Origin of the sequence: Chryseobacterium pennipullorum, from assembly GCF_003384725.1 — a bacterium.
GTDB lineage: Bacteria > Bacteroidota > Bacteroidia > Flavobacteriales > Weeksellaceae > Chryseobacterium > Chryseobacterium pennipullorum.
In genome coordinates, this window is sequence record NZ_QNVV01000015.1 from 89,972 (window position 1) to 112,610 (window position 22,639).

The window sequence follows — 22,639 nt, forward strand, 5'->3', positions numbered from 1 at the left end:
TGAGTTATAAGGAAAACTTGCTGTTTGTTATTCACCAATAACCCTTATACCTTATTCTGCTTCAAAAGCATCAGCAAGATCACAGGAATTCCAAAAACAGAACTGATCACATTCAAAGGGATTTGGGTTTTCTCAGCAATGGTAGAAAACAACAACATGATAAGCATGCCCAGGAATATATTCAGAATCCATTGCTGCCAAAGTTTGGACGGATTATATATCAGCCTGCAGAAATGAGGGACAATAATTCCTATGAAGAGAATAGGCCCTAAAAATGCAGTCACAGAGGCCGAGAGCAGGGAAGAGGATATGATGATGAAAAATTTCAGTTGCTTGAGGTTTACTCCCAAACTTTGAGCATAGGCGGTTCCAAGAGAATTTCCGATCAAAGGCTTTATCGTTCTGAAGCAGAAGAACAGTCCTATAGCAACCAATAGAGATAAAACATAAATCTGATTTCTGCTCACCATATTGTTGGCCCCGAACGACCAGAGAATATAATTTTTCAGACTTTGATTTTCCGCGTAGAACTGAAGTAACGAAACGATGGCGCCGGCAAAAGCAGATACCAGGAATCCAAAGATGATAAGATAGGATTTATCCTGAAATTTATTTGACATCGACAGAAGAATCAGCATCAATATAAAACTTCCGCCGATAGCGGCTAAGCTTAGAAAACTATTTTGAAGAAATTCAGGCAGAAGGATGTCGTGGGAAAAGAAGATGTAAAAAGCTACCGATAGACTGGCAACTGAAGTGATTCCCAGTATATCCGGACCTGCCAAAGGATTTTGAAAATATTCCTGCATCAGAAAACCTGAGGTGGGAATTGAAATTCCTGCCAAAAGCATTACCAATACACGGTTAACCCGGATTTCAGCGATTTGGTTATGAACGGAATTCTGAAAAAAATCCTGTAAACTTAAATTCAGAAATCCTGTGTTCAGATTAATAGCAGCTCCCACTAGGATTGCTGTCATTAATAATAAACACAGGATTTTAAACCTTATAGACATATTTCTGAAAGGGTTCTGTAGGATTTACTTTAAAAAAGCATCAATTTTTGAATTCAGGACATCTTCAGTCATCATTCCAAGATATTCATCGGTTTTATCACCTTTTCGCATAAATGTGAAAGGAATAGAACCTCCGTCCCACTGTTTGAAGTTATTGGTAAAGAAATTCTGATCCAGTTTCTGTCCGTCCAGCAAAACAACATTGCGTCCCAGATTATTCTGAACCACAAAATCTTTAACGGCCGTATCCCATTCAGATTTATCATCCAGATTGACAAACGTAAATTTTACAGGCTTACCTTCAAGCTTCTGCATTTTATCTTTGAAGCTCGGAATTTCTTTCATACATGGGCCACACCAGGTCGCAAAGAAATTGGTAACATATAAAGTATCATTATTTTTAGCAAGGTGCTGGCCTACATTTTCCGGAGAAAGTTCTTTCGGAATATAGACTGCTGTTTCCGAATTTGAATTCTGGTTTACTGAAGTTGAATCTGCAGCGGTATCGGTGTCCGTTTTCTGGCCCTCTTTTTTACAGCTGTAAAGAGCCGTTAAGATCAACGTTGATAAAATTATCTTCTTCATAAATTATTTTTTATCTATTTTTGAATTGAAGTTATGGAACAACAAATCTATAAAGGGAAACTTATACAGTTTCATCCGTTAAAAATAGCGAAAAAGGAAGAGCTGACCAAAAATACTTTTTCCCTGGAGTTTGAAATTCCGGGGCACCTGAAAGAAAATTTTAGGTTTGAGGCAGGTCAGTATGTGAGTGTGAAATTTCAGTCACATGGAAAAGAAATAATTAATGACTATTCAATGACCTCCGCTCCGTATGAAGGAAGAATATGTCTTGGAATAAAGGTGAATTCACAAGAAGGTGCTACTTCTCAACTGTTTATGAACTATGAGGTAGGAGATGAGCTGATGGTCAGTGAGCCTGGTGGAAGATTTACACTGGTTTCCAAGCCCAGTGAGTTCAGGACTATTGTGGCCTTTGCGGCGGGAATAGGGATCACTCCAATTTTAAGTCATTTTAAAAATATTCTGCATAACGAGCACAGGACAAGATTGTTCTTGTTTTTTGGAAACAGAAGCTCAGAAGATCTGATTTTTCGCGAACAGCTCGATAACCTGGCCAGAACATGTGGTGACAGGCTTCAGATTTTTTATTTTTTCTCACAGGAGAAGACAGCGGATCAGTTTTTCTATGGAAGACTGGATGAAAAAAAACTTAGCCTGATTATTAATCAGATCCTCCACCTGGATGATACAGATGAAGAATCTACCATTTGGGATGCTGTAGATGAAGTTTTGATCTGTGGAAAAGGAGAGATGATCAAAACCCTGGCAAATGCCTGCTATCATCACGGAATTCCTAAGAAAAATATTCATTTCGAGCTTTTTGAAGAGTATAATGATGATATTTATCCCGTCGAAAAGGAATTTCCGTTGATTGAAGATATTGAAGTGGAATTTACAATGCTTGGAAAGAAATATGTGACAACGATTCCTGACAATCGGGATAAAATTCTGCAACAGCTTCTGATTCAGAAATTTCCTGTTCCATATTCCTGCAAATCGGGAATCTGTGGAAGTTGCGAATGTTCTTTGGAGGAAGGAGAGGTAGAACTGCTGGAAAATGAATATCTTACAGAGAAAGAAGAGTCCCAGGGCCACATATTGGCCTGCATGTCGATTGTGAAAAGTAAAAAAATAAAGCTTAACTTTGATCTTAGTTGAGAATTATTAGGAACATATTTAACTTAGGTTTCATATCAATAGAATTGGGTATTCTAATGATATGCTTGTGCAATGTGTGGGTTTTCGGGCTTACCGATGGGCGCACTTATACCAAAATATCCAAAATACCTCCCCGCGAAGTTGCCCTGGTCCTGGGGACCTCTCCCAAAATGAGATCAGGACAGTCTAATCCTTATTTTACAAAAAGAATGGATGCCGCAGCGCTTCTCTATCACCATGGGAAAATTAAAAAGATTATTGTAAGTGGTGAAAGAAGCAAAGGGTATAATGAACCCGGTGCTATGAAAAATTATCTGATTTATCAGGAAGGAGTTCCTGAAGATATCATCGTGGAAGATCCTAAAGGATTCAATACGTATAAAAGTATTCTTCGGTGTAAAGACGTATATAAAAAGAAAAATGTGATCATTGTATCGCAGGGATATCACAATCTACGGGCGCTATTCTTTGCGAGAAATAATGATATGAATGCTTTGGGCTTTGATGCTCAGGATGTCACCAAACCGGAAAGCTTCTACAGAAACCAGGCGAGGGAAATCCTCGCCAGGGTAATTGCTGTAGTCTATTTTATTCTGGGTGTTTCTCCGGATTAGAATGGGTATCCGAATGCAATATTCAGTGTAGGCTTGAAAGGCTGAAAGTTTTTAAACCTCCATCGGTCGCCCAAGGGTTTATTAGGATCATAGATCTTATAGGCAAGATCTATCCTTGCGGTAATGTAGGCTACATTTATTCTTAATCCGAATCCGCTACCTACCCCCATCTGTCCCAGGAATTTATTGAATTTAAATTCATCTCCATAGCCGTTATTATTATTTCGGAGACTCCAGGTGTTACCGATATCGGTAAACAAAGCTCCTTCATACATATTGCTGAACGGAATTCTGTATTCAATGTTCGTAGTAAGCTTTACATTATCGGTCATGTAGGTACGCACTCTCTCGTCAACCTGGGAATCGGAAGGTCCCAATCCACCAAAGGCAACCCAAGCTCTGATATCATTTGAACCTCCGTTAAAATAAGATTTAATGATAGGCATATCCTTTGAGTTTCCATAAGGAATACCAACTCCAACAAACTGGCGGAGCACCAGGGTCTGATTTCCATTGAATTTAAAATATTTTCTGGTATCGATATCAAACTTCACAAACTGGGCATATGGGATCCCGAAGATGGTTCCCTGAGGACCTGAGACAATACCTCCGCTATTATCTTTTTTGGTAAAGACACTCAGAAGATTTCCCGCAAGCTCCACTTTACCATTAAAGTAAAAAGCATTAGGATAGTCCTTCTTTCCGATTTCACTGTATACGAAGTTGTAGATCATGGAAGAGATCAGGACATCCTGTGTCTGTCTGTCTTTGTTCACCAGTGTTCCACGGAATGCTGTCAATAGATCTGTTCCCTGCTGATCTAAGCTTCCACTATAATCTTTGTTCTCGATAATTCTTTTTGACACTTCGTCTATCGTAAGCTGTCCATTCTCAAACTTCGTCTTGGTATCCGGATCAAACTCGAAATAATCCCCAAATATTTCATCTTTTACGACCTGATCGTTGACGAAGTAGTCGTAGTAGGCATCTTTGTTTTTAGTCAAGCTGACCTGGGTATTGAACAGTGTTAATTTGTGATACACCTGATCATTAATATTAGCCTGGTAATTTAATCCCGTATTGAAGTTGACTCTTCCCAGACCTATATTATTCTGGATGGAAGCCCCTAACAGGATGGATGACGTAGGCGTATATCGTTTCGGAAGAAATTTATAATAATTAAAAGGAAGCAGCAGCCTTGGAAAATTAAGAGAGGCCTGAGCTGATATTTCATAAGCCGGCACTCTTTTACCTATATCTTTGGTACTTCTGATAGAGCCGAATGTTCCTGAAAGGCTGGTAGAAAGGTTTTCTGCCCCTTTGAAGAGATTTCTGGTGGTAAGATCCACAGAAGGAGAGATCCCCAGGTTTAATATCTGGGAATAATTACCATCGAGTCCTACTTTAAGCTCATATTTCGGAAGGGGTTTCAGTACATACAATACATCTACAATACTGTCGTTAGGGGATGCCATTCCGCCTTGTCTTAAGGAGTCTCTTGCCTTTACAATACTGAAGTTATTCATCGCCATGATATTCCTTTTGGTCATATCCAGCTTCTTCTGGTCAAAAACCTGTTTGTTGTCCGGAATAATGGCTCTCCATATGGATGACGGCTTATACTTATTGTTCATCATATGGAATCGTATTCTCCGTAAACTGTCTTTCTTTGTATTCTTAGGATAATCACCCGGTTCATCAACAATTGCAACATCGATATTCCCAAACGTTGAAATTTTGTAGGGTCTGTCCAGAGAATCCTTATGAATTTCCATCGTAAGCGGAACCTGCGTTCTGCTTTTCAGAGAGTCTGCTACAAAATAAATTTCATCATTAGAACTATTGAATTTGTAGAAACCAAATTCTCTCATCATATCGGTGATCCTCGTCACTTCTTTTTCAAGAATAGTCTGGTCAAGGATCTGTCCGGACCGTATCAGGCTTTTGTTCAGATTATAAGTATAATACCCTTTGATTTTCGGATCAGGAATATTAAAATAATAATCTTTGATACGGGTTGCTTCGTTATGTTTGATGAAATAATTTACAGCAGCCTTTTTAGCTGAAGAATCAAGACTATGTTTGAATGTTACATCTGCATCCCAATATCCTCTGTAGGTCAGCCTCTTTTTAATAGACTCTGCACTTTTCTCCGTTCTGGTCTGATCCAGAATGACAGGAGGTGTTCCCCAGCTGTGAAGAATACGGTCTAAGAAAAGGCTTTTTCCTACACTGCTTTTCATATCATATTTAATGAATAAAGAATCCCTCAGTTTCTGATTTCTCATTTCACCGGGATAAGTCATATATTCATTAAGTATCGTATCATATTTGGGGTTTGCCATATTGTAGAAAGCCAAGCTTAATGGCATGAATAGAAGCTGCTTTTTATTAGGCTTCTGCTGTACATAATCTTTCAGTTCCTCATCAAAAAACTCCTTCTTGTCTTCGAACTCAAAGTTGTTCTTGGTAAGGAGATATTCGCCGTCGGGAACTTTTTTTGTCGTACTACAAGCATAAAGGAGACCAACAAATGTTGCAAATGAGATAATTTTATAATATTTTTGAGGAGAATTCTTATAATGCTTACAGCTCATACAATAAAAATTTTACAGTCTTTAGATAAAAAGAAGTTCAGACAAAAATACAATTTGTTTTTGGTTGAAGGTAATAAAATCATTTGTGAACTTTTCAATTCTAACTTTAAAATTAAAGAAATATTATCAACCGATCCACAAAAACTGGACCTGAGTGATAGCCCAATAACTCATATCTCTGAAAATGAGTTAAAAAAAATCAGTTTTCTGAAAACTCCAAAAGATTCTGTCGCCGTGTGTTACCTTGCTCAGGAAGAGATAATGGAGGATCAGAATATTCAGCTTGTACTGGATGGAATTCAGGATCCCGGAAATTTAGGAACCATTATCAGGCTTGCCGACTGGTTTGGGATAGAACAGATTATTTGCAGTGAAGATACGGTGGATTTTTATAATCCAAAAGTAATCCAGGCCACGATGGGATCTTTTACCAGGGTAAATGTTGTGTATACCAATCTCGTAGAATATCTCTCAGAAACGCAAAATGTGAATATTGGAACGGATATGGATGGAGAGAATATCTATACTTTCGAAAAACCTGAAAAGATCAATCTGATCTTAGGGAATGAAGGAAACGGAATGAGAGCGGAAACAGAAAAACTGCTTCAAAAGTCGATCTGCATTCCCAGGTTTGGAAAATCCCAGTCTACAGAAAGTCTGAATGTTTCTATGGCTGCCGGAATTATCTTAGGACAATTGTTTTCGAAATAGATTTTAGAGACAGAAACTTCAGATATCAGATGTGAGGTTTTGACGGTGAGCTTAGGTAAAGCTGTCTATGTCTTGAATCTTACATCTGACATCCGGAATTTCATTTATATAAGCTGTTCCAGACTGGAAACACTTTTGTTTTTCTGATACACCTCCATCTTTTTTCTGATGTATTTTAACGCTATAGGCGCAAGATAAATCAATGCCGCACCAATGAGTTTTTTCTTCCAATTGGAGCTTTTTATGTTCTTCTTGGCATAATTTCCCACTATGGCAGTAACACCAAGCTTAACTAAACCATCTGTAATGTTGCCACCCCCGAATGCTGAGCTGGCAATGCCCACAGCTGTATTTTTGCTGATGAGTAAATCTTTCACTTCTGAAGTCAGCTGCCTGGCAATAACGTCTTTTCTCAGAACCACTTTTTCATCACCGTCTTCATCCACTTTTTCCTGCAGATACTGATCGCTCAAACCATTGGTAAAAGCACTCAGGCTTTCTTTTGTATTTTTGAAGGTAAGAAGATTTTCAAGATCACTGATTTCACCCTGAAGCAGTTTTTTCTTTCTCCTTAATTCTTCTATGCTTTCGTATTTTCTGCCCATAGCTTAATGATTTAAAAATTTAATAACCTGATCTGCAACAGCATTGACGATCTTATTTTTGAATGCGACTACAAAAGCCATAACCAGGGCATAGAATGCAGCAACAATTAAGAATCCGTATGAATAATTATCCAGGGCTTTGCCAATAAGGAAAGCGATTCCGAAATTGAAAAGGATAATAAAAAAAGCAAAAGCAACAAGCAGTACTACAAAGTAGGTAATGAGCCCGGCAGAAAGTGAAGACTTTTCAGTGGCTTCAATTTTCAGGAGATCTATTCTCTTCGAGGCATATTCTTTAATAGTTTCTATCATTGTTTTTTTTTAAAGTTACAAAAAAAGGAACTTTCGCGCAAAAGTTCCTTTCTGTAATTTACTTAAAAAAGGTAAATTACTTATTTTTTTAGATCGTTAAGCTCCGCTTCCACATCTTTTACAACATCTGCAGTTTTAGAAACAATCTGATCCTTGTACTTGTCGTATCCGTCTTTCACAGTATGTGCTACGTTATTTGCTGTTTCTTTGAAAGTAGAAGAGATATTGTCATACTGATCTTTTACTTTTTCCGAAACTTCTCCGTATGTGTTTTTAGCCTGATCTTTTAAATCATTAGCTTTGTTCTTAATTTTCTTTCTGGTCTCTTTACCTTCTTCCGGTGCATAAAGCATTCCTAAGATTACACCTGCTGCAGCACCTGCAAGAAGTCCCGCTAATATACCTGCTGTATTTTTTCCTTTTGACATTTTAAGTTTTTTAATAGTTAATAATAGATTAGTTTTTACACTAATAAAACTTGCAATTTGTATACCAAAGGACCGATTATGCCTATTAAAAATTGTTAAATCTTTTCTATATAGGAAAGAATAAGATCTATGGTTTCTTTCTTGGTAAGATCAGAATTATCAATCACAATGGCGTCATCCGCTTGTTTTAAAGGCGCTATTTCCCGCTCGCTGTCTATCTTATCCCTTTCCATAAGATTTTGTTTCACCTGTTCCTTATCAGCTTCCATACCCATGCCCTGTAATTCCAAAAACCGTCTGTTGGTTCTTTCGTCAATACTGGCGGTAAGAAAAAATTTATAATCAGCATTTGGCAGAACTACGGTCCCTATGTCACGTCCATCCATAATGACACCTCCTTTTTCTGCCAAAGAACGCTGGGAATGAAGTAAAAATTCTCTTACTTCTTTCTGTTTGGCGACAAGGCTGACATTATCAGAAACCTGTTGTGTACGGATTTCTTTGGAAATATCGGTATGGTTAAGGAAAAGAATAAGTGTTCCTTCGTTATTTTTAAATTCCAGGTCGATCTGATGAAGGGAGGAGAACAGTTGGCTCAGATCTATTTCGCCATAGGCATCCAGACAATGCTGCAAGGCAAACCAGGTTACTCCACGGTAAAGTGCTCCCGTATCCATATGAATAATGCCCAGCTTATCGGCAATGACTTTGGAGATAGAGCTTTTTCCGGTAGATGAGTACCCATCGATCGCTATTACAGGTTTTTTCATACTGCAAATTTCAAGATTTTTTCTTAAAAATCAAGAAGAAGTAAGAAAATTTCAGAATAATTAAGAAAATTTCAGGTGAAAGATTATTCTCCCCTGTGGCTGGAAAGATCCATGGAAACTCCTATCTGGTTGACATTCGATGAGTTGTGATATCTTACGTGGGCGTAGTCTATACGGAACCTCGATACTTTCACACCAAATCCTGCAGAAAGTCCTGAAAAATTTCTCTGATCCGCTACGGCAAGTTCATTGCCTCTCTTCACATTATATCCCAGTCTGATATTAAAGTTTTTTTCCGGAAACAGTTCTGCCCCCAGAGAAAAATGGTCTGCAATTTTTCTGCCTGCATTTACTTTCTGGCCGTCTGCAGTATATTCTGAAGAAATATCAAACTTCTGAAGGTCGTGAGCTGTAAGGGTAATCGCAAGAGGGAAGTTCTTTAATATTCTGGTATAACCCAGATCCACTCTGAAAGGAAGATTTTCCCGTACTCCATTGAATGACTTCAGCTGAAAACCAAAATTTCTAAGAACAAGAGAAAGTACTTCCTTGTTCTTTTTATTATGATAGGTAACTCCCGCAGTTGCTGAGATGGCGGAAGAAGTATAATTGTCTATTTTTGAGGTTACAAAATTAAGCCCTCCACCAATAGTCCAGTCTTCTTCAAACTGGTAAGCATAACCCGCGCCAATAGCTACATCAGACGCTTTAAATTCTCCATTTTCAAAACCACTTTCATCCGTTCGTGGAATACTTCCGTAGCTCATATACCTTGCATTGATAGTGGCCATGTGACCATTTTCAAAATCTTTGGCATAGGCAATGGTTCCATATTTAGAATCGGCAAGATAAGCGGTAGCATTTACTGAAAGCTGTTTGTCCGAATCTTTATTTAGGAGAGCCGGGTTTGCAATAGCAAAGGAAACATCATAATCTCTTATCGAAATTGCATCACCACCCAGAGCGGCCTGTCTTGCAGATACAGGTACGTTTAAGAACGGATACACATTTGTTCCCATTTGCGCATAAGAAACAATTCCTGATAGAAATAATGAAAAAATGATAATTTTCTTCAACTCAATTTATAATTAATGCAAAAATAATCCTTTTTCGTACTTTTCAAAATATTTCTGACATTATTTCTAATTAAATATTTTTCTTTTATCAATATTTTTAATGATTATATTTGCAAAATCAAAATTTGGGAAAACCCGTACTAATAAAAGTTTATTAAAAATAAAAGATGAAATATAAAAGAATCCTTCTGAAACTGAGTGGTGAGGCCTTAATGGGGAACAGACAATATGGTATTGACAACGAGAGACTGCAGGAATACGCTGAAGAGATCAAAAAAGTAGTTGATAAAGGATGTGAGGTGGCAATCGTTATCGGAGGTGGAAATATTTTCCGTGGTGTTGCTGGAGCTGCCAAAGGAATGGATAGGGTGCAGGGTGATTATATGGGAATGCTGGCCACTGTAATCAATGGAATGGCATTGCAAGGGGCATTGGAAGATGCAGGAATCAAAACAAGGCTTCAGTCTGCTATCGAAATGGATAAAGTAGCCGAACCTTTCATCAAAAGAAGAGCAGTAAGACATCTTGAAAAAGGAAGAGTGGTCATCTTCGGGGCGGGAACAGGAAACCCTTATTTCACTACAGATACTGCAGCTACCCTGAGAGCAATCGAAATAGGAGCTGACGTGATTCTTAAAGGAACAAGAGTGGATGGGATTTATGATAGCGATCCTGAGAAGAATGCCGATGCAGTAAAATACAACTCATTATCTTTCGATGAAGTATTTGAAAAAAACCTTAAGGTAATGGATATGACCGCCTTTACGCTAAGCCATGAAAATAAACTGCCTATCATTGTATTCGATATGAATAAAATAGGAAACCTGGAAAAAATTGTGGATGGAGATAATGTAGGTACATTGGTAAATTTATAATAAAGCACAGGCGATCAATAATAGATAGTATAACTTATTTGCGCTATATTTCTGTAACTATTGTACAGGACTTGAAAATATATAAACCAGCTGTCACAACTTAATTGTAGTGGCAGCTGGTTTTTTTTTGGAGATCTCATTGTTCTCACAGCTGAAAAAACGGATCAGGCGTTAGATAGAGGCCACGCAGAAAGTTGAGTTAATGGAATAGAATGATATTGATCCTCTTCGATTTCAAGGCAAAATTATATTTAGAAAAATATTTCGTTCCCCCCAAACTTTTGTACCTGATCCGAAAAAGCAGAGTAGAAATAGGAGAGGATAGCATGCCATACTTTTAATAAGGCTATTTTCAATACTTTTTATTCTATCCTTAACGGCGTTGATGAAAAATAGACAGTCATACTCACTTTATATCAAAAACAATCATTATTTTTGCAGCACTGAATAGTAAAAAGCGGCAGGTAAACGATGTCATGGATAATGAAGGTGAAGTGATTTACAAGTATCACTGCTTTGGTATTCAGTGTTTTATAATATGTGTAATTTATCAAACTATCAAATAATAATGGAAGAATTAGATCTTATATTAGAATCTGTAAAACAGGACATGGATGCAGCGGTAAAGCACTTGGATCATGCATTTCAAAGAATTAGGGCGGGACGTGCTTCTACATCGATGGTTCAGGATGTAATGGTTGAATATTACGGAGCTCAGACTCCTCTCAACCAGGTAGCCAATGTTTCTGTTCCAGATGCAATGACCATCTCTATTCAACCTTGGGACAGAACAGCGATCAATGCCATTGAAAAAGCGATCATCAACTCCAATTTAGGTTTTGCACCTTCTAACAACGGAGAGAATATTATTCTGAATGTTCCCCCTTTAACGGAGGAGAGAAGAAGAGAGCTGGCCAAGCAGGCTAAGACCGAAGCTGAGCAAACGAAGGTGACGGTAAGAAACGCAAGACAGGACGGTTTGAAAGAACTTAAAAAGCTTGAGGGTGTTTCTGAAGACGTGATCAAAGGAGTAGAAGAGGAGATTCAGAATTACACTGATAAATATGTAAAACTTTGCGATGAGCATCTGAAAACAAAAGAAGCTGAAATTATGAAAGTATAATTTTCAGTTTTTTAAAATAAAAAAGAGGTTTCCGAGGGGAAACCTCTTTTGTTTTTGCCGAATCTGATTCTGAATCCAACTTTTTTATTAATGAAAGTTACATTCAAGCGCCCTGTAGATGGGTTGTTTTGAATTTTTGTTACAATACTGTTCGTCTCTATAATATTTTGATAAGTATTGACGTTAATTTGTTATATTTATACAATTATTCCTGAAGTCATTTAAAAGCAGGAAATTTAAACATTATAATGATGACGAAGATTATTGGAGTAGGCAACTACATCCCATCAGAAACAATTACTAATTTATTTTTTGATAAACACATTTTTCTTAATGAAGAGGGCATATTATTAAAAGAAAATAATGCAACTATTACAGACAAATTAAAAAAGATCACAGGAATAGAAGAACGGAGGTATGCTCAGACCACACAGGTCACTTCAGATTTGGGATTAATTGCTGCTCAAAAGGCCATAGATCATGCGGGGATAGATCCGGAAACACTGGATTATATCATATTTGCCCACAATTTTGGGGACGTCCGTTTCGGAACGGTTCAGTCGGATACGGTGCCCAGCCTTGCAGCCAGAGTAAAGCATTTATTAGGGATCAGAAACAATTTCTGTGTGGCCTATGATGTACTTTTTGGCTGTCCGGGATGGATAGAAGGTATGATACAGGCTAATGCATTCATTAAAGCCGGAATTGCCAAGCGGTGTCTGGTCATAGGTGCTGAGACGCTTTCGCGTGTTGTGGATATTCATGACAGAGACAGTATGATTTATGCTGACGGTGCAGGAGCGGCAGTTTTAGAGATTAATAAAGATGATGATTCAGGGATTAAATCCCATTTGTCTGCTTCCTATACTTTCAAAGAGAAAGACTTTCTGTATTTTGGAAAATCTTATAATAATGAAAGATGCCCCGATACCCGATACATCAAAATGGATGGAAGGAAAATTTACGAATTTGCCCTTGTGAATGTGCCTGATGCGATGAAGAAATGCTTCGATAACAGCGGATATACTATCGATCAGCTTGACAAGATTATTATTCATCAGGCCAATGAAAAAATGGATGAAGCCATCGTTGATAGATTCTATCAGCTGTATAATACCCCGGTTCCTGAGAATATAATGCCAATGGTCATTCAAAAGCTTGGAAACAGCAGCGTGGCGACCATTCCGTCTCTACTTTCAATGATTTTAAACGATGAGCTGGATCACCATAAGATTGAAAAGAATAATGTGGTTCTGTTTGCCTCAGTAGGGGCAGGTATGAACATTAATGCTTTTGTGTACAAATTCTAGCTGCCACACATACAAACTGAAATTTCAGTGTATCATAAAAAGAGGTTCTTCTGAAACCTCTTTTTTTTTACAGACATCGGACAGCTCCTTTCTGGTCTTTATGCTTCAATAAAGTTTCATAAGCCTTAAGCAGCTGATCTGCATGGCACGGAACTTCTTTGTTGGCAAATTGATCTCGAGAAGATTTCGTTTTATGGTTCGATCTTATGCTGTATTTCTTTTCCAGGCATTTCAGTGGCTGCCCATCTTGCAGATACGTACGGGTTTCTGTAATATCATCTTTCGTAACAGGCTTTTCCGGGGTGCCGCCATCAAAATTCCAGACTGTTTCTTCAGTGAAAATAAAGAACGGTTTTCCCTCTTTTATAAAATATCTTTCAACTGCTGAAAAATGAGAATGTTCAGCGTAAAAATGTTCAATGATTTTAACGTTGTCTTTGTCAGAATGGAAAACAACTTCACCTGTAGGCTCCCCGTTACAATCATATGTGAATTTTGAAGTGCTGAATTTTTTCGCATTCATTTGATCCTGCAGAGCTGTATATTCTTTTTTTATCTGATCAATGGGGTCTGAAGAGATTGCTTGTAGAGGATCCTTTTTTACAACAGCACTGTCCCGCGAAACAGATGATGTGGAGGGGTTCTCTTTTTGATTTTCTTTGCATGACAGTAGGGCGAGCAGTCCGGCCATGAGGAATAGTATTTTCATAGTATATAGGGTTTGGTGTTGGGTAAAAATACAAAAAAGTAAAGCCATCCAAAAAGACTTTCAATTTGAAAGCCTCTATTTTTCTTTATTTGCAGTTTACAGTGTGGTCATAGTTCATCTCACTGATTGTGAAAGTTTATCTGTTGTAGAATTACTGATTACTTCCGAGATAAATTTCTAAGTCCAATTCTTTTTTCTCCTGATTTTTAAGAGAATCTTATTTTCCTTTCGACTTTTTTTGCTTTGACAAATGGACAGTCTGCAAAACTGAAAATTTATATGAATGCAATAAAAAAGATCCAGCGAACTGGATCTTTGGTGTGTTTATCTATAAAACTAATCTTATTGATATCTTTTATGCTCTCTGCTTTTTGAAAACCTTTTCGTAATCGGCTTAAACAGAGCTTTGTATTTCTCTGCGTCAAACAGCTGCGAATCGGTGAGGGCTTTATACGTCATCCATATTCCAAAGGGAAGAAGGATGAGATTTGGAAGCCATGCCGCCAGATAAGGGTTCATTTTTCCGCTCCAGGACATGTTTTCAACCCCAACATTCATTACGTAAAAGACGATGAAAATTACGATGGCAATAATAACCGGAAGCCCCATACCTCCTTTTCTGATGATAGATCCCAAACTGGCTCCAATCAGGAAGAAAATGATACAGGTCACAGAATAGGATACAATTCTCTGCTGGTAAATGACGATCTTGCTGAAGTATTTTACATTGGAGCTGAACTCGTTCTTCTTGGATTCCAGGGTGCTTTTCAGGTTATCTAATCGGGTATAAGATTGGTAAATGATCTCCAGCTTCTTTTCACCTTTGATGCTGTCCAGTTTGATCTGTGATTTCGGGGCTTCTTTTTTCTTGTTTCCAACATCCATATAGCTGACAACCGAATTGGTCTGGCTCAACACTTCGGCGCCGATATTTTTGAAGAACAGCTCGTTTTCCTTTTTATTCTTATCAATCGTTCCGTTTAGCTGACCATAGGTCTGAAAACGGAAGTCATCGGTGATTTGTTCTTTTTCAATGGCTTTATTGATGATCTCACTGATGTCAAAGTGGGAGACCAGAGTATCGAATTTAATAGCTTGATCAGGCTGTTTCAGCCTTGCCGATTCCCCTTTTCCAGCATGTGCGTCTTCAAATACGTAACCGTTGTAAAGAACCAGTTTCAGGAAGTTTTTATTGGCTGCCGGTACAAATTTTCCCTTTTCCGCTACTACTGATTGCTGGTTTTCATAAGAACTGGCTTTTTTGTGTACAAAAACCCCTTCAATATTTTCTCCGTTATCTCCATATATTTTATCAAACTTTACCATGTATCCGGGTATCTGATCAATAAACTGTCCCGGTGTGAAGTTAATCGCCGGTTTGGTCTGAGCTATATTGAAAAGCATGTTTTTTGCCTTTTTCTGAAAATCCGGAATAATATTGTTGGAGAAAAAGAACAGCATGATGGCAAGTGCGGCAGCAATTCCCAACAACGGGGTCATGACTCTGGTCAGTGGAATTCCCGCAGCTTTCATTGCAGCAAGTTCGTAACGCTCTCCAAATTCACCAAATGACATAATACTGGCGAGAAGAATCGTGAGGGGAAGAACCATACTGATGACGTTCACCCCAAGGTAAAAAAGAAGTTTCAGGATCTGAAGATAACTCAATCCTTTTCCCATAAACTGTCCCAATTGAACCCAGATAATGTTTACAATAAAAATGAAAAACAAAACGCTGAATATAAAGAAAAACGGTCCAAAGAAGGTTTTTATGATATATCGGTCTAGTATTTTTAACATGCGCCAAAATTAATCAAAAAGCCACAAAGTTTACTTGTGGCTTTTTATATTTTGTTATTTTTTTTTCAAAAGTAATGGGTGCACAGCAAATTTTTGAGCGTTGCAGTTATCCGTTTTACTTTTAAAGTTCTGTAATGACATAGTTTTTGAACTTATTCTTATCAAAAACAAACATATTCGGATCCAGCTCCTGGTTTTCCTTGTATTCTTTAATGGCTATCACTGCAACATCCTTATTGCTGCCATGTTGTTCAAGCTTTACCATTTGTTTTTTAGCAGAATCTACAAACAGATAAACATACTTGATGCCGTTTGCTTTTACCGGAGTGAGCTTAATGAAATCTGTATTAACGCCATTAACCATCTTTTTCCCGTTATAGGTCACGTTGTACTCATTTCTGTAATTCGTCAGGTAATTGATAGGGGAGAACATGGTACTGCTTCCGTTAGGTTTTGCTACAGTTACTTCCATATCATCTGTGCTGATGTTGTAGATTTTGTTTCCGTCGAAGATCTGTTCAGTATCCATAATCTTCAGTTTATATTTTTCACCGGCAACGTAATAAATCCCTGGCTCCGTTTTGGCCACTTGTCCGTTCATACCGCTTCCAAAAGAAAATTTGAAGTAAGAATTCTTTTTAGAATTGTAGTTGGCTGTAATATCATCCAATATTTTTTTTGCCTTAGCATCAATCTTCTGTGCATTAGCCATACCTACTGCTCCTACCACAAAACTTCCTAATATAACTTTTGAAATAATATTTCTCATTTTTTTATTTAATAATCTTTAGACATTCTTAACTGTAAAAGGTTAAACCCTATGGTTTTTGCTTTTAGCTACGCAGATCTTCCAAAAACTGTTCCAAAGAATGAAGGTCACTGATCAGGACTTCTCTGGCTTTGGCTCCGTTGAAGCCTCCTACAATGCCGCTGGCTTCCAGCTGGTCCATAATTCTTCCCGCTCTGTTGTATCCTAACTTCAACTGACGCTGAAGCATAGAGGTGGAACCCTGTTGGGTAGAAACAATGATTCTTGCTGCTTCTTCGAACAAGGCATCTTTTTCATTCGGATCAAAAGTTCCTGCAGAGCTTGTAGAGTCTTCGGAAACATATTCAGGAAGAAGGAACGCTGATGAATACCCTTTTTGCTCTCCGATAAATTCTGCAATTCTTTCCACTTCCGGAGTGTCTACGAAAGCACACTGAAGCCTTAAAATCTCATTTCCGTTGAAGTAAAGCATATCTCCTTTACCAATCAGCTGATCTGCCCCTGGAGAGTCAAGAATTGTTCTGGAGTCTACACTGGAAATTACTCTGAAAGCAGCCCTCGCCGGGAAGTTGGCCTTGATCATACCTGTAATTACATTAACCGATGGTCTCTGGGTAGCAACAATAAGGTGAATTCCTACAGCTCTTGCAAGCTGCGCAAGTCTGGCGATCGGTAATTCAACTTCTTTTCCGGCAGTCATGATCAAATCTGCAAACTCGTCTACCACCAATACAATATAAGGTAAGAAACGGTGTCCGTTTTCAGGATTCAGCTTTCTTTCAGCAAATTTTTTGTTGTATTCCTTTAAATTTTTACAAAAGGCGTTTTTAAGAAGATCGTATCGGTTGTCCATCTCAACACACAGGGAATTTAAGGTGTTGATTACCTTATTGGTATCTGTGATGATCGCTTCTTCTGCATCCGGCAGTTTAGCCAGATAGTGTCTTTCAATCTTTGAATATAAAGACAATTCTACTTTCTTAGGATCTACCATAACGAATTTAAGCTCGCTCGGGTGTTTTTTATAAAGAAGGGAAGTCAGAATGGCATTGATTCCAACAGATTTACCCTGTCCGGTGGCTCCCGCCATCAGTAGGTGAGGCATTTTTGAAAGATCAGCCATAAAAATCTCATTGGAGATTGTTTTCCCGAAAACTACCGGAAGGTCCATGTCTGTATTCTGGAACTTCTGGGAGGCGATCACGGAACGCATCGAAACCATGGTAGGATTTTTTCTGGGTACCTCAATACCGATGGTTCCTTTTCCGGGCATCGGAGCAATAATCCTGATTCCCAGCGCGGAAAGGTTCAATGCGATATCGTCCTGCAGTTTTTTAATAGCGGCTACCCGGATTCCTGCTTCCGGTACAATTTCATATAATGTAACCGTAGGACCGATTGTTGCCTTGATCTCTGCAATTCCTACGTTGAAGTTTTTCAGAAGTCCAACGATTTTATTTTTATTTTCTTCTAATTCTTCTTTGTTGATGGAAATTTCTTCACTGCCATAATCTTTCAGTAATTCTACAGGAGGCATTTGGAATTTAGCCAGATCAAGCTTGTGGTCATACAAACCGTGTTTTTCTACAAGTTCCTGTGATTGCTTTTCAGAGTCATCAAGAATGTCAATTACAGGAGCCACTTCTACATTGAATTTAATGTTTTCCTGTGCTGGTACCGAAGTCTGCACCGGTGAAGGCGTAGAAGGCCTGATGTCAAAAGCTTCTTCCGGGCTAGATACCGGAACCGATGGCTTGGTGCTCAAGTGTAAACTGACCGGTTGAGTTGTCAGTTTTTGCTCATCTTCAAAGGAAGTATGATTGGGAGTGGCAATTGTTTCAATATCTGTGGAAACCGGAACTTCAGGAAATCCTTTAGGAACGTTGACAGGTTCCGGGGCTTTTGTTGTACCGATCGGCTTATTTGAATCCTGATGGGTAAGATCGCTTACGATGACATTGGATGCTGTTTCTTCTTCTGCTTCCTCCTTCAGGTCTTCATCTGCTTCAAAATCTTCATCAGAATCAGGAATCATAGATTTTACCCGGCCAATCGTATTTTCATTGATCTTATCCAGTTTTGCTTTGATAGAGCTTGGGCGAAGATTAAATTCAAGAATGAAATACAGAAGTATACTCGCTGCCAGTACGGTCCATAACCCTACAGCTCCAATAATGGAATTAAGATAATCCATGATCTGAAAGCCATAAACGCCTCCCAAAACACCCTGTCCTTTTGTAAGTGCTCCCATGAAAATAGGAAGCCAGCAAATAAAGAATAAAGAATGTCCTATTGTTTTCCATGGTTTGAAGGTCTTCTTTTTCAGAATCAGGGTTCCTACCACCAAAAATAAAAAGGCAATAATAAAAGAAGCGATCCCGATACTTTCAAAGATGAAAATATTTCCCAGCCAGTCACCCACCTTACCAAAAACGTTTGATGATTTTATGCTTTTATCAAGCATTGTGCCTGCCTGGCTCTGATCTGCTTTCCAGTTCATTAAATAAGAAATGAAAGAGAACGTGAGAACGGCAGAGAAAAGGATGAAGGTAAGCCCGAAGAATATGCGTGGCTTAGATAAAATTCTGCCTTTTTCAGGCGATTCAGTCTGTTTTTTTTGTGTCTTTCTATCCATAATAACAATGTCGCAAATTTAATGTTTTTCAACATTAAATGAATCTTTTTTATCCAAAAAACATTTTGGAAATCCCGCTTTGTAGAGCAGTTATTTAAAATCTGATTAAAAAATATTTTTTATTAATAGTAGAATAAAATAAGGCTATTTTTTTTGTTTATCCAAATCTGAAAAGGTTAATTATTTTAACTTTCATTTATTTATTCGTTACATGATTTTAAATTAAGTATAAATTTCTTGAATAATAACATGTTATTAAAAAAAATAAATTGATAATTAATTATGAGTTAAAAATTTAAATTAGGCGATTGTTTTTTATGTGATAGATCTGCGATTTTTTTTCGAAAAAATTAATAATATTGAAATATTTTAATATTATTTTTTATAATATAATTAAAAAAATATATTTTATATTTGCATAATATCAAAAAGCTATCTTCATAAAGTGGTTGCTGTTGTTTACCAATGGCCTGTATAAAAGCTATAATATAAGCTTTGTGTAATCATATTCCATTCACCTATTCCACTCAACAGCACCTCTTAAAGATTTGCTACATAAAAGACAATAATATTAAAAATGCATCAATGAGAAAGAATTTATTATTTGTATTCTTGTTGGGTAGTTGTATGCTATGGGCGCAATCTCCTGGTGGTGTTTCAGCCAATCTGCAAATTTGGGTAAAAGCCGATGCGGGTACAGCAACTACGACAGATAATGCACAGGTACCCGTGTGGACCAATCAGAAAACAGGTGGTGCTAATGGGATTGCCAATCAAGGGATGCCGGGTTATTATGCTGATCCAGGGGCCGGTGCAAGACCAGTTTACCGTGCAGCAACAGCTATTCCGAGTTTTAACTTTAATCCTGCTATCGAGATTATAAGTACCAATGTATATCGGTCCGGTTATAAATTCCCTTCCGGTTTTCCGGATAACGCTACCAATGCACTCACTTCATATATACACCTTTCCAGAACGGCGTCTGCGTCTTACAGATCGGTATTTGTCATGAATGGCACTCTGGTGAATTCCAATCCAACGGAAATAGCGGGATCCTGGCAGTCTCCTTTTTTTGGTACTCAAAATAACCGCCCTGAGTTTTATAACGAAAAGGAGTCTGGTGATGTGCTCTTCGGTACCAAAGTGATCAATACCGTGGGGACCGGCGTTCCGAGTATACAGTCTTATTACAATAGTGCTTCAGGAGGAAACATGAACTATCTTTTCGGAAATAACGGTTTGGAGTTCGGGCAGCCTTCGAATAATGTCTCCTCCACCAGTAATTATCCGGGAATGGTTCTGTTAATGGACAACGATGGCGGAAACGGAAGTAATTCATTGACTGGAGACAGAATCGGTGAGTTTATACTGTATTCAGGAACCCAGACTCCTGCTGAAAGACAAAAAGTGAATTCTTATCTGGGGTATAAGTATGGGATAACTCTCGACCAAAGTACACCGCAAAGTTATATTGCATCAGACGGAACAACGATGATGTGGGATCATACGGGTACGGGAGCTTCTGCTTATAACAATAATATTGCCGGTATCGGTAGAGACAATGGATCTGCACTCAATCAGAAACAGTCGAACTCTGTCAATGAAGAAGTAACTCAGGTTGTGATTGCGGCAAATACTTTTGTAAGCTCTAACGCTGCCAATACAAGTAGCATGGAAAATATGCAGTTTCTTAGCTGGGGAGATAATGGGTTGAGAAGAAGCTACAGTGTGCCGGTTTCACCACCGGCAGGAAATACAGCAAATTATAGAATGGCAGCCATATGGAAAGTTCAGCGGTCTTCAGGATTTACACAACCCGTCACAATCGCGCTGCCTGCTGTTCCGGTAAATACTGTTTATCTGGTAAGATCTACAGATGCTTTGTTTAACGGAGCTGACACCTGGTTGCCTTTATCCGTAACAACAGTAAACGGAGTCAGCTATGTGCAGGCTCCCAATATAGACTTTTCTGATTCTGCCGGTGAATATTTCACTTTTGCAACTTTTGTGATCGGTCCGGGAGGCGTAGATAATGGATTGAGGATGTGGCTTAGAGCAGATAAAAGCTTTTCGCCGGATCGATGGGAAGATCAGTCTGTTGAAGGGAATGATTTTACTCAAACTAACCCATCAAGACAGCCTGTTTTGGTGCCTGCGGATGTAAAACATAACTTTAATCCTTCTGCGGATTTTGGAGATGCAACAGCATCAGGAGCAAAATTTATGGTAGTACCTTCCGGTAAACCTTACTCTGCCAATGGAATGGATTCTTCTGTATTTACCATGATCAACCCAAGAGATTTTGGACCGAGTACATATAATGAATATTTTGGCTTTGGAGGTACCACGACCGGCTCTGCACTTACAGAGGCTAACTGGCCGGTATATACCAGTTCAGGAACCGACGGAAATATGCAGGTTGGGCCCTATACGGCATCCACAATGGCCAGAGTGAAAGGGAAAACACAGTTGACAGACTACTCTTATACCATGGGAGGTTCTATTAACTATGGACTGGATGGGCAAAATCAAAATGTAAATGCTACGGTTACCGCAACGAACAGCAGAACAGCAAGCGGAGCTATCTTAGGCAGCCAGCCAAGTTATTTTCCAAATGCTGACATCGGCGAAGTTATTGGATTTGAAAGAGAATTATCTCCAGTGGAAAAGCAGAGGGTGAGATCTTATCTTGCCATAAAGTATGGAGTAACCTTGCAGCAGCCACAGAACTATATTGCAGCGAATGAAACAACAATCACTTGGAATTCTGCTTTAGATACGAATTTCAATAATAATATTTTTGGTATGGCGAAAGATGTGGCAACAATTTTGGATCAGGTTGTTTCCTCCAGTATCAATGCAGAAAATAATATTATCCTGACTGTATCCACGAGCAATAATTTTGTGTTGCCCAATATAGATCCTACCCGCGTGACTTTCCTGCAGAATAATACATTCCTTCTTATGGGGGATAATAACAATCAGGATCTGACATTGGTGAATTATGGTATAGCTCCCGGAAAAATCATTCAGCGGTCATGGCTGGCACAAAGAACAAATAATACAGCTGTTACCTGGCTACAGGCTGATCTTTCGGCTTATAGCGGGATTTTACCAACTGATAAGGCGTTTATGGTGGTGGCTGATGACAGTGGTTTTTCCCAGAACGTACAGTTGATTTCAGCTGCTACATTTTCGGATGGAAAAGCAGTCTTCAGGTATTCTTTTCCTGCTAATAAATACTTTACATTCGGAATTAATCTTCAGACGTATTGCACCCAAAATCCACAAATAGGAACTCCGGATGGGTATACCAAAATGGGGATTACAAGGCATACGGATACACAGAGCGGCTGGCCTGGAAATATACCCAATGGTTTTATCGCATTGGAATCAAAAGATAAAGGACTGGTAGTAACCAGAACGACACCGGAAAACATTGCCCTGCCTGTGGAAGGAATGTTGATTTATGATACCACAGATAAATGTTTTAAGTTGTATAACGGTACCACCTGGAAATGTATAACCAGAACTTGTAATGAATAA

19 protein-coding genes are annotated in these 22,639 nt (G+C 38.4%); 7 read left to right on the top strand and 12 right to left on the bottom strand.

From position 1 onward, the window contains the following. Positions 1-44: 44 nt before the first annotated feature. Together DRF67_RS15605 and DRF67_RS15610 are read right to left on the bottom strand one after the other, a co-directional pair. The gene (locus DRF67_RS15605; RefSeq protein ID WP_115929226.1) at positions 45-1,016 is read right to left on the bottom strand and encodes an iron ABC transporter permease; all 972 of its coding nucleotides are present in this window, start codon (positions 1,014-1,016) and stop codon (positions 45-47) included. 24 nt (positions 1,017-1,040) lie between these two features. Beyond that, positions 1,041-1,601, bottom strand: coding sequence for a TlpA family protein disulfide reductase (locus DRF67_RS15610; protein ID WP_115929227.1), 561 nt, complete (start codon positions 1,599-1,601; stop codon positions 1,041-1,043). Positions 1,602-1,634: 33 nt separating this feature from the next. On the opposite strand from DRF67_RS15610, the gene DRF67_RS15615 reads away from it, so the two are divergent. Further along, entirely contained in the window at positions 1,635-2,759 is a 1,125-nt protein-coding gene (locus DRF67_RS15615) for a ferredoxin--NADP reductase (protein ID WP_115929228.1), read from the top strand. A 56-nt stretch (positions 2,760-2,815) separates the two neighbouring features. After that, complete coding sequence (locus DRF67_RS15620; protein WP_394337874.1) at positions 2,816-3,373, top strand: SanA/YdcF family protein; 558 nt, start codon at positions 2,816-2,818, stop codon at positions 3,371-3,373. Here the strand turns inward: DRF67_RS15620 and tamL are convergent. Next, on the bottom strand, positions 3,370-5,970 hold the full coding sequence (gene tamL, locus DRF67_RS15625; protein ID WP_115929230.1) for a translocation and assembly module lipoprotein TamL: 2,601 nt from the start codon (positions 5,968-5,970) through the stop codon (positions 3,370-3,372). The genes DRF67_RS15620 and tamL overlap by 4 nt on opposite strands. On the opposite strand from tamL, the gene DRF67_RS15630 reads away from it, so the two are divergent. Further along, positions 5,956-6,681 (top strand): TrmH family RNA methyltransferase, encoded by a 726-nt coding sequence (locus DRF67_RS15630; protein WP_115929231.1) that lies wholly within the window; start codon positions 5,956-5,958, stop codon positions 6,679-6,681. The two genes, tamL and DRF67_RS15630, sit on opposite strands and share 15 nt — an antisense overlap. Before the next feature lie 104 nt (positions 6,682-6,785). On the opposite strand, the gene DRF67_RS15635 is transcribed toward DRF67_RS15630, so the two are convergent. From DRF67_RS15635 to porQ, 5 genes are all read right to left on the bottom strand, one after another. Next, positions 6,786-7,286 (bottom strand): phosphoribosyl-ATP pyrophosphatase, encoded by a 501-nt coding sequence (locus DRF67_RS15635; protein ID WP_115929232.1) that lies wholly within the window; start codon positions 7,284-7,286, stop codon positions 6,786-6,788. A gap of 3 nt (positions 7,287-7,289) precedes the next feature. After that, positions 7,290-7,598, bottom strand: a complete 309-nt coding sequence (locus DRF67_RS15640; RefSeq protein WP_115929233.1) for a phage holin family protein — start codon at positions 7,596-7,598, stop codon at positions 7,290-7,292. An 80-nt stretch (positions 7,599-7,678) separates the two neighbouring features. Then, positions 7,679-8,026 carry a YtxH domain-containing protein gene (locus DRF67_RS15645; RefSeq protein WP_115929234.1) on the bottom strand — a complete coding sequence of 116 codons (348 nt, stop codon included), beginning with the start codon at positions 8,024-8,026 and terminating at the stop codon, positions 7,679-7,681. A 95-nt stretch (positions 8,027-8,121) separates the two neighbouring features. Beyond that, the gene (cmk, locus tag DRF67_RS15650) at positions 8,122-8,796 is read right to left on the bottom strand and encodes a (d)CMP kinase (protein WP_115929235.1); all 675 of its coding nucleotides are present in this window, start codon (positions 8,794-8,796) and stop codon (positions 8,122-8,124) included. 83 nt (positions 8,797-8,879) lie between these two features. Next, positions 8,880-9,872 carry a type IX secretion system protein PorQ gene (porQ, locus tag DRF67_RS15655; RefSeq protein WP_115929236.1) on the bottom strand — a complete coding sequence of 331 codons (993 nt, stop codon included), beginning with the start codon at positions 9,870-9,872 and terminating at the stop codon, positions 8,880-8,882. A gap of 167 nt (positions 9,873-10,039) precedes the next feature. On the opposite strand from porQ, the gene pyrH reads away from it, so the two are divergent. From pyrH to DRF67_RS15670, 3 genes are all read left to right on the top strand, one after another. Next, positions 10,040-10,747: a UMP kinase gene (pyrH, locus tag DRF67_RS15660; protein ID WP_115929237.1), complete on the top strand. Its 708-nt coding sequence runs from the start codon at positions 10,040-10,042 to the stop codon at positions 10,745-10,747. 568 nt (positions 10,748-11,315) lie between these two features. Further along, a complete protein-coding gene (frr, locus tag DRF67_RS15665; RefSeq protein WP_115929238.1) occupies positions 11,316-11,870 on the top strand; it encodes a ribosome recycling factor in 555 nt (184 codons plus the stop codon). A gap of 248 nt (positions 11,871-12,118) precedes the next feature. After that, positions 12,119-13,180, top strand: coding sequence for a 3-oxoacyl-ACP synthase III family protein (locus DRF67_RS15670; protein ID WP_115929239.1), 1,062 nt, complete (start codon positions 12,119-12,121; stop codon positions 13,178-13,180). A 67-nt stretch (positions 13,181-13,247) separates the two neighbouring features. Here the strand turns inward: DRF67_RS15670 and DRF67_RS15675 are convergent, their stop codons facing one another. From DRF67_RS15675 to DRF67_RS15695, 4 genes are all read right to left on the bottom strand, one after another. Beyond that, a complete protein-coding gene (locus DRF67_RS15675) occupies positions 13,248-13,889 on the bottom strand; it encodes a hypothetical protein (protein WP_115929240.1) in 642 nt (213 codons plus the stop codon). Between the two features lie 342 nt (positions 13,890-14,231). Continuing rightward, complete coding sequence (locus DRF67_RS15685; RefSeq protein WP_115929242.1) at positions 14,232-15,689, bottom strand: LptF/LptG family permease; 1,458 nt, start codon at positions 15,687-15,689, stop codon at positions 14,232-14,234. A 121-nt stretch (positions 15,690-15,810) separates the two neighbouring features. Further along, positions 15,811-16,458, bottom strand: coding sequence for a LolA family protein (locus tag DRF67_RS15690; RefSeq protein WP_115929243.1), 648 nt, complete (start codon positions 16,456-16,458; stop codon positions 15,811-15,813). A gap of 64 nt (positions 16,459-16,522) precedes the next feature. Beyond that, positions 16,523-19,093 (bottom strand): FtsK/SpoIIIE family DNA translocase, encoded by a 2,571-nt coding sequence (locus tag DRF67_RS15695; protein WP_115929244.1) that lies wholly within the window; start codon positions 19,091-19,093, stop codon positions 16,523-16,525. Positions 19,094-19,678: 585 nt separating this feature from the next. Between DRF67_RS15695 and DRF67_RS15700 the strand changes: the two genes are divergently transcribed. Continuing rightward, a complete protein-coding gene (locus DRF67_RS15700) occupies positions 19,679-22,639 on the top strand; it encodes a hypothetical protein (protein ID WP_123912763.1) in 2,961 nt (986 codons plus the stop codon).

What these genes read in the sequence shown, in the direction of transcription:
- DRF67_RS15605 (WP_115929226.1), bottom strand. Translation starts at nt 1,016, where the DNA reads ATGTCTATAAGGTTTAAAATCCTGTGTTTATTATTAATGACAGCAATC.
- DRF67_RS15610 (WP_115929227.1), bottom strand. Translation starts at nt 1,601, where the DNA reads ATGAAGAAGATAATTTTATCAACGTTGATCTTAACGGCTCTTTACAGC.
- DRF67_RS15615 (WP_115929228.1), top strand. Translation starts at nt 1,635, where the DNA reads ATGGAACAACAAATCTATAAAGGGAAACTTATACAGTTTCATCCGTTA.
- DRF67_RS15620 (WP_394337874.1), top strand. Translation starts at nt 2,816, where the DNA reads ATGATATGCTTGTGCAATGTGTGGGTTTTCGGGCTTACCGATGGGCGC.
- DRF67_RS15630 (WP_115929231.1), top strand. Translation starts at nt 5,956, where the DNA reads ATGCTTACAGCTCATACAATAAAAATTTTACAGTCTTTAGATAAAAAG.
- tamL (WP_115929230.1), bottom strand. Translation starts at nt 5,970, where the DNA reads ATGAGCTGTAAGCATTATAAGAATTCTCCTCAAAAATATTATAAAATT.
- DRF67_RS15635 (WP_115929232.1), bottom strand. Translation starts at nt 7,286, where the DNA reads ATGGGCAGAAAATACGAAAGCATAGAAGAATTAAGGAGAAAGAAAAAA.
- DRF67_RS15640 (WP_115929233.1), bottom strand. Translation starts at nt 7,598, where the DNA reads ATGATAGAAACTATTAAAGAATATGCCTCGAAGAGAATAGATCTCCTG.
- DRF67_RS15645 (WP_115929234.1), bottom strand. Translation starts at nt 8,026, where the DNA reads ATGTCAAAAGGAAAAAATACAGCAGGTATATTAGCGGGACTTCTTGCA.
- cmk (WP_115929235.1), bottom strand. Translation starts at nt 8,796, where the DNA reads ATGAAAAAACCTGTAATAGCGATCGATGGGTACTCATCTACCGGAAAA.
- pyrH (WP_115929237.1), top strand. Translation starts at nt 10,040, where the DNA reads ATGAAATATAAAAGAATCCTTCTGAAACTGAGTGGTGAGGCCTTAATG.
- frr (WP_115929238.1), top strand. Translation starts at nt 11,316, where the DNA reads ATGGAAGAATTAGATCTTATATTAGAATCTGTAAAACAGGACATGGAT.
- DRF67_RS15670 (WP_115929239.1), top strand. Translation starts at nt 12,119, where the DNA reads ATGATGACGAAGATTATTGGAGTAGGCAACTACATCCCATCAGAAACA.
- DRF67_RS15675 (WP_115929240.1), bottom strand. Translation starts at nt 13,889, where the DNA reads ATGAAAATACTATTCCTCATGGCCGGACTGCTCGCCCTACTGTCATGC.
- DRF67_RS15685 (WP_115929242.1), bottom strand. Translation starts at nt 15,689, where the DNA reads ATGTTAAAAATACTAGACCGATATATCATAAAAACCTTCTTTGGACCG.
- DRF67_RS15690 (WP_115929243.1), bottom strand. Translation starts at nt 16,458, where the DNA reads ATGAGAAATATTATTTCAAAAGTTATATTAGGAAGTTTTGTGGTAGGA.
- DRF67_RS15695 (WP_115929244.1), bottom strand. Translation starts at nt 19,093, where the DNA reads ATGGATAGAAAGACACAAAAAAAACAGACTGAATCGCCTGAAAAAGGC.
- DRF67_RS15700 (WP_123912763.1), top strand. Translation starts at nt 19,679, where the DNA reads ATGAGAAAGAATTTATTATTTGTATTCTTGTTGGGTAGTTGTATGCTA.